We start from the raw sequence: 3,118 nt of genomic DNA, 5'->3' as shown, positions 1-3,118 counted from the left end.
TCCTGATCACCCGCCCCCCCTCGCTCCCCCCACACCACCCACCCAACCCCTCCCCCGGCGTTGGCCCCGTCTCCGCCCCCCGCGCCGCCTTTTGCCCAACCCCCCCCCTCGCCCCCCAGAACCGCGTCATCACCCTCCACCGCACCACCCTGTTCGGCCACGCCTGACGACAGCTCGCTGCCGCTCCGGGGTGGAGCGGCAGCGAGTGACGGTGCGAGACAGCGGGTTACAGGCCCAGGGTGCGGCCGATGATGTCGCGCTGGATTTCGCTGGTGCCGCCGAAGATGGTGGAGACCAGGGCGCCGCGGACGTGCTTTTCCATGTCGAATTCGCGGGCGTAGCCGTAGCCGCCCATCATCTGCATGCCTTCCAGGGCCACCCGCTTGCTGGTCTCGGTGGCCTTGAGCTTGGCCATCGAGGCCTCCCTGGCGAGCACCTTGTTCGGGTTGGCGTCGGCTTCCCTTGCCACGCTGTAGATCAGCAGCTTGGTGCATTCGATCTCGGTGGCCAGGTCGGCCAGGCGGTGGCGCAGCGACTGGAACGAGCCGACCGGCCTGCCGAACTGCTTGCGCTGGGTGACGAAGGCGATGGTGTCCTCGAAGGCGCGTTCCGCGGCGCCCAGGCTCATGGCGGCCAGGATGAGGCGCTCGAAGTTGAGCCCGGTCATCAGCTGACGCCAGCCGTTGCCTTCCTCGCCGACCACCGCGTCCTCGGGCAGCACGCAGTCGGTGAAGTACAGGTCGTTGGTCTCGGTCTGGTTGCCCATCAGCTCGATCGGGGTGATCTGCAGGCCGGGGGTGTCGGCGGGCACGTGGAACATGGTGAGCCCCTCGTGCTTTCCGCCCTCCTTCGAAGTGCGGGCGACGAGCAGGATGTTCTCGGAGATGTGGGCGTTGGAACACCAGGTCTTCTGGCCGTTGATCAGCCAGCCGTCGGCGGTCTTGACCGCCTTGGTCGACAGGTTGCCCACGTCCGAGCCCGCCTCGGGCTCCGACATCGAGATCGACTGGGAGGCACCGCGAACGATGCCGCGCAGCACGGTGTCCTTCTGCGCCTCGGTGCCGAACTTGGCGTAGGCACCGCCGGTGATCAGCGTCGGCCCGATCGCCCCGATCGGCAGCATGCCGCGCAGGCTCTCCTCGAGCAGGATGCACATGTCGACCATCGAGGCCGCCGACCCGCCGTACTCCTCGGGAATCGTCAGACCGAGCCAGCCGAGCTCGGCCATCTTCGCGTACACGCCGGGGTTGTGCTGTTCCTTGTCGTGCTCGGTCAGCGCGTCACGCTGCTCCCGGGTCCCCGCCTCACGCTTGGCGAACGCGGCCACCGCCGCGGCGAAATCCTTGTGTTCCGGGCTGAATTCGACACCCATACTGTCCCTCTTCTTCCGTGCTGATCGATGGTTGGGTCTACTTGGCTCGCCCGAAACGGAACGCGGTGAGCTTGCGCACCGTCGACAGCGTCGACTCGGTGCGGGCGAACGACAGCAAGGCCATGCCGGGAATCTCGAAGCGCTGCCGCGCGATCGAGTGCGGCCGGGTGAACCCGAGCAGGCCCGCGGCGCCGTGGATGCGGCCGATGCCGGACTCGCCGACACCACCGAAGGGCAGCGCCGGGATGGCCGCGTAGGCGGCCGGACTGTTCACCGAGGTCGCACCCGCACGCAGCTTGCGGGCGATCTCCATGCCGCGCTTGCGCGAGAACACCGACGACGCGAGCCCGTATTCGGAGGCGTTGGCCAGCTCGATCGCTTCTTCGACAGTGCGCACCGCGCGCACGGTGAGCGTGGGACCGAAGGTCTCCTCGCGCACTGCGGCGGAATCCTCGGGCACGTCGAGCAGCACGATCGGGCGCACGAACGGCGCCTTGATCGACTCGGCGCCGCCCACCAGCGCGGTGCCGCCCTTGGCCAGCGCGTCCTCGAGGTGGCCGGCGATCACGTCGACCTGGCTCGGCAACGTCATCGGGCCGTAGGAGGCATCCGGACCCGAGCCCGGCGTCAGGTTTTCGACCCGCTTGGTGAGCTCGGCCAGGAACTCGTCGAGCACCGACGCCACGACATAGCAACGCTCGGTGCCCACGCAGGTCTGACCGGAGTTCGCCATGGCCGACCAGGCGATCGCGTCGGCGGCCGCGGCCACATCGGCGTCCTCGGCCACGATCGCCGCGTCCTTGCCGCCGCATTCGAGCACCACCGGGGTGAGCCGCTGCGCCGCGGCGGCCATGATCCGCTTGCCGGTCGCGGTCGAGCCGGTGAAGGCCACCATGTCCACGCCGGACTCCACCAGGGCGCGGCCGGTGTCGCCCGGGCCGGTCACCACGGTGAGGATGCCGTCGGGCAGGTCGGGGTTCGCCTTGGCGAAGGCGTCGGCGAACCAGTGGCCGACACCGGTGGTGAGCTCACTGGGCTTGAACACGACGGTATTGCCCGCGGCCAGCGCGTAGGCGATCGACCCGTTGGGCGTGTACACCGGGTAGTTCCACGGCCCGATCACGCCGACCACACCGTGCGGGCGCTGCTCGATCACGGCCTCGTGATTGGCCATCATTAGGCCCGGCCAGACCTTCTTCGGCCCGAGCACCTTCTGCGCGTTCTCGGCCGCCCACGCGAGGTGTTCGACGGCGGTGATCACCTCGAGGTAGGCGTCGTCGGGCGTCTTGCCGTTCTCGGCGCTGATCAGCGCGCAGAACTCCCCGGCGTGGTTGACCAGGTGCGCGCCCCAGCGCAGCAAGGCACGTTTGCGATTCTTGAATCCGAGTTCCCGCCAGGTGTCCGCAGCCCGTCGCGCCAGGGCGACGGCGGCGCCGACGCTGTCGGCGTCGTCGATCGGCCAGCTGCCGACCTGCTCGCCGGTCGCCGGGTTGGTCGTCACCAACATCGGCACGGAAACAGTTGCGGTAGTGGGGGTTTCGGTCATCCTCGACCATCCTTCAAGTAGCCCGGTGGCGGTGTCGCGACGCTCCGGCCGCACAGGTCGGCCGGGGATCCGGCGGCCAGCGCGACCTATTGACACGGTATGTCAGCGGCCGCTAAGTTAATCGTGATTCTCATTAAGTTAATCACGATTCTCGCCGATTGCAAAGAGCCGTCCGGGTTTTCATCGCAACCGGCGAGAAT

General features: G+C 68.4%; 2 protein-coding genes. Both read right to left on the bottom strand.

Features of this window, described 5'->3' with window-relative positions; all coding sequences use genetic code 11:
• Positions 1-226 precede the first annotated feature (226 nt).
• On the bottom strand, positions 227-1,372 hold the full coding sequence (locus ACFWPJ_RS03460; RefSeq protein ID WP_378846574.1) for an acyl-CoA dehydrogenase family protein: 1,146 nt from the start codon (positions 1,370-1,372) through the stop codon (positions 227-229).
• Positions 1,373-1,409: 37 nt separating this feature from the next.
• Complete coding sequence (locus ACFWPJ_RS03455) at positions 1,410-2,918, bottom strand: aldehyde dehydrogenase family protein (RefSeq protein WP_378846571.1); 1,509 nt, start codon at positions 2,916-2,918, stop codon at positions 1,410-1,412.
• Between the last annotated feature and the right edge of the window lie 200 nt (positions 2,919-3,118).

The organism is Nocardia sp. NPDC058497 (assembly GCF_042720195.1).
Taxonomy (GTDB): Bacteria; Actinomycetota; Actinomycetes; order Mycobacteriales; family Mycobacteriaceae; genus Nocardia.
This window is presented reverse-complemented; position numbering and strand designations above follow the sequence as displayed.